We start from the raw sequence: 3,521 nt of genomic DNA, 5'->3' as shown, positions 1-3,521 counted from the left end.
TTCGCACAGGAGGCCCGAGCACAGGGACAGGACTATCGCTGTCGCCATGTGCGTCTAGGTGAATGGATTCTTTCGACCTGAATCATGTACCTCACAGGTTTGCTCTGTAGCGACAGATAGGCCGGTGCAGAGCCGTGGCAGGGTGCCAAGCATGGAAAAAAGCCGGGCCATCATGGCCCGGCTTTTTCCATGCTCGGGGGATTTGGTCTGGTCTACCTGGTCTCCCTCTAGGAGCTGCTGGTGTGAGCAAGCCAACTCCTGTATTGAGTATCTGTCGTCTGCCACTTCGTTCACAAAAGTGACAGCAGATCGCGGGTTGGAGTGCTCCCGTCACGGTCGATCTGTTGTTGCCAGCTCCTTTTCCACGATGTGCTGAGAAGTCTGTCCCCGACGTGCTGGACAACGCATGCGGTGGCAGAGCCCCCAGTGGAGTCAGTGGAGCAAAGCTATGTTCTATGTGCCATAGAACCGAGATCGGCCTCCGGCCGGGGCACCGGGCGGGGCGGGTGGGCGCTGCGCTGGGCATGTGAAAGGCCGGGGAGGGGCCCCGGCCTTTCACGGTGAAGATGCCTTTCACCGTGGATCATTCTGCGACACGAAACTGCCCGTGCCTCTTCGTCTGCGAGAAGAGACGTTAGGTGACGGAAGTGAGCTTGTGCCGGTCTCGGGCGCGCTGGACGAGGTTCTGGGCGGCCTTCTCGGAGCAGCCGAGGCGGTCGGCGATCTCGCGGTACTTCAGGCCGGCGTTCTTGAGCTCGAGGGCGAGATCCTGCCGGGCCCGGGATCGCTTGATGAACTCATCACGCGGTTCAGCGGCGATGCGACGAATGGTGCGGGTGGAGCAGCCCAGGGCTTCTGCTCCCTCCTTGGCGGTGACAGTGCGCCGTGCGGGTGTCTCGGCAGTCATCGGAAGAGCTCCTTGGATGCGTGGGTGCGGTCGATGCGGCGTTTGTCAGCGGCGCGTTGGGCGCGGCGTTGTTGGTGCTCGGGGGCGGTCCAGGCTTTGCGTCTCTGGGTGGTGAGTTCTGGGGTGATGTTGCGCCAGGTCCAGCGGGCGATGGAACGGGCCAGGTGCAGCACTTCCACCTCGCCCAGCGGACCGCGGGTGAACTCCTCGGCGATGGCGGTGAGGTTCTTGTTCACGGCGAAGGCGTGAACGGTCTGCTCCCACTCGCTGGCATCGTCGTAGCGCAACCGAGCGCGGTAGGCCCATTGCCGGGTGAGGTGGAACAGGGCGACGTTGCGGCCCACAGACGACGCTGTGAGGGCTTTTCCGGTCCTGGAAGGCCCTGGGAGGGCTCCGACGTCTCCGAGGGCCTGTGCGAGCTCCTGGAGGCCGTACAGGGCGGTTTCCTCGCCCCACAGCGGCATGTGCTGGCGGTGGACGGGGTTCTTAGTCACCCGGCCCGCGTATCCAACGTCCCCGCCCAGGACGTCGACGAGGCCTTGCTCGATGCGGGCCAGGAGGTTGATCGGCTTCCGGCGGGCGGAGTCGGTGAGGCACACCGGAGCGGCCAGGGCGTAGGCGATGTGCCCGGAGCGGGTGTGCGGGTTCAGCGTCACCCAGGAGGGCTGGGGAAGCCCGACTAGATCGGCCACCTGGTCGGCCTCAGAGCCGTCGTGGTCGGTGACCACGATCGACTGCAGGCACAGCGGGTTGGTCTCGATGTAGGGCAGCTGCAGGGCGTGCTCCCGGGACAGTCGCCGGTAGGCGCCGTCCTTGCGCTCAGCGGCCAATGGCGCCTGCGGTAGCCAATGGTCGGCGAACACGTTCTGGAAGCTCATGAGGTGACCCAACCACAGATTTCCCACCTTCTCGGGTAGGACGCACCCTTAATCAGATACTTCCCCCAAAAATTCTTTCCAGCCTGCGCGTAGCGCAGTCCGCTTCCGGGCCCTCCCGAACCCCGCTGGAACTGTCACACCTCATGCATCATTCGATGACCGAGGCCCAGGTGACCCAACGCAGGTGCGCACAGGCTCAGCTGCACCCTCCTCGTGAGGTGTCCCAAGCATCGCAACCAGGCACCGACTTAGCCCCCATGTTCATCCGCCGGCCCCAGCAGCCAGGGTCACTGTCGAGGACTCCTGCCGCCCCCGGTTCACCCTCCACGGGTGAGGCTCTGAACCGTTCCGGGTGATACCACCGGAGCCGTTCTTCGTGCTCGGCCATGTGGTCGAGCGGGTGCCTGGTGGGGTGGCGTGGTCGCTGTTGGCAGGCCGGTTTCGGGCGCGCTGGGGTGTCCTGGCTGTGCGCACCGACAACCGCAGGAGAGGACGTGACGAGCGTCTTCCCCCAGTGGCCGGCCGAAGAATGCAAAAGGTGTGACGGCTTCGAGAGGCCAAAAGCAGGTGATGCCTATACAAAAAATTTGCGATCGTGCACGCTTTGCCTTGTTGCCGCAGGCGCGGCTGACTTATGGGACGGAAGGCGCTGACATGAGCGGGTTGAAGACCATGACGGGGTTGCTGAGTGTGCTGCTTGTGGTTGCTCTCGGAACGGGGCCTGTTCATGCTGAAGCGCCTACGTCGTCTAGCCCCCTTGGAGTTTCAGGGGCTGCAACGGATTCCCTCGTGGAGAACGAAGCCGCCGTTGGGATCGATGAGCCACTTTCATATGTCGAAGCGGACTCTCCGGAGGAAGCCCAACAAATTTTCGAGCGCCTGGACTCGGGTATCCCGCCGGCGTCGATGGGAGGTGCAGCCTCGATGGGAGCGGCAGCCAGAGTTGATTTCGCTCCATGCGAGCTGTACCCGACGAGGGTCTACCGCCGAACCTCTTCGGGTCGGCAAGCGATCGGCTTCAAGCCCTACACGGTGTGCGATGTGCCGGTGACAAGCATCCGCCACAACAGCGAGCTCCGGTACAAGCAGTTGGTGTGGTGGCGGCTGAAGATAGCGCGGTCAGGCGGCAACTCGAATGAGGCGAGGTACACCCAAAGGAACATCGAGTACTACTGCGCCGGTACGAAATCCACCACGTGGCGGGGCACCACTCAAGGCGCCATCACATGGCGCGGCAAGACCTACTACACGCGTGTCTACACCGCCCCGAAGACGGAGAACTGCAAGGCCTAGGCTGACTCTCATGACCAAGATCCGCCCTGGAACAGCTCGTCAGAAACCAGAGTGCTTTCTGGTTTATTGCCGGCATGCTGACGGCAGTGAACCTCTTGTTGCTGCCGTCTCGACGCCTGATGAGGTGCGTGAGCTCGAACAAATCGGTGAGGCGAGGGGATGCCCTGAGGTGCGTTGGGAAACAGTGCCTTGGCGACGGGTAGGCAACAGCCCACAGTCGGCACTCCGTGGAGCGGACGTTGGACTCGTGATTACTGGTGCCCCGGACGATGAGATCGGGATCGCTGTGTTCGATGACGTATCTGTCGCTGAAGCCTTCGCACAGGAGGCCCGAGCACAGGGACAGGACTATCGCTGTCGCCATGTGCGTCTAGGTGAATGGATTCTTTCGACCTGAATCATGTACCTCACAGGTTTGCTCTGTAGCGACAGATAGGCCGGTG

Annotated in this window: 4 protein-coding genes; 2 read left to right on the top strand and 2 right to left on the bottom strand. The window is 62.8% G+C overall.

Going from position 1 to position 3,521, the window contains the following annotated elements; genetic code table 11:
- Positions 1-634 precede the first annotated feature (634 nt).
- Together CRM73_RS18570 and CRM73_RS18565 are read right to left on the bottom strand one after the other, a co-directional pair.
- The gene (locus CRM73_RS18570) at positions 635-907 is read right to left on the bottom strand and encodes a sigma factor-like helix-turn-helix DNA-binding protein (RefSeq protein ID WP_229588717.1); all 273 of its coding nucleotides are present in this window, start codon (positions 905-907) and stop codon (positions 635-637) included.
- A complete protein-coding gene (locus CRM73_RS18565; RefSeq protein ID WP_229588716.1) occupies positions 904-1,785 on the bottom strand; it encodes a replication initiation protein in 882 nt (293 codons plus the stop codon). Before CRM73_RS18565 ends, CRM73_RS18570 begins: the two co-directional genes overlap by 4 nt.
- Positions 1,786-2,439: 654 nt before the next feature.
- On the opposite strand from CRM73_RS18565, the gene CRM73_RS18560 reads away from it, so the two are divergent.
- Both CRM73_RS18560 and CRM73_RS18555 read left to right on the top strand, forming a co-directional pair.
- Entirely contained in the window at positions 2,440-3,078 is a 639-nt protein-coding gene (locus CRM73_RS18560; RefSeq protein ID WP_229588715.1) for a hypothetical protein, read from the top strand.
- A 10-nt stretch (positions 3,079-3,088) separates the two neighbouring features.
- Positions 3,089-3,475, top strand: coding sequence for a hypothetical protein (locus tag CRM73_RS18555; RefSeq protein ID WP_229588714.1), 387 nt, complete (start codon positions 3,089-3,091; stop codon positions 3,473-3,475).
- Positions 3,476-3,521 lie beyond the last annotated feature (46 nt).

This window comes from Kocuria sp. CCUG 69068 (genome assembly GCF_020833785.1).
GTDB lineage: Bacteria > Actinomycetota > Actinomycetes > Actinomycetales > Micrococcaceae > Kocuria > Kocuria rosea.
The sequence above is the reverse complement of the archived record's forward strand: the minus strand, read 5'-3'. Positions and strand labels throughout refer to the sequence as shown.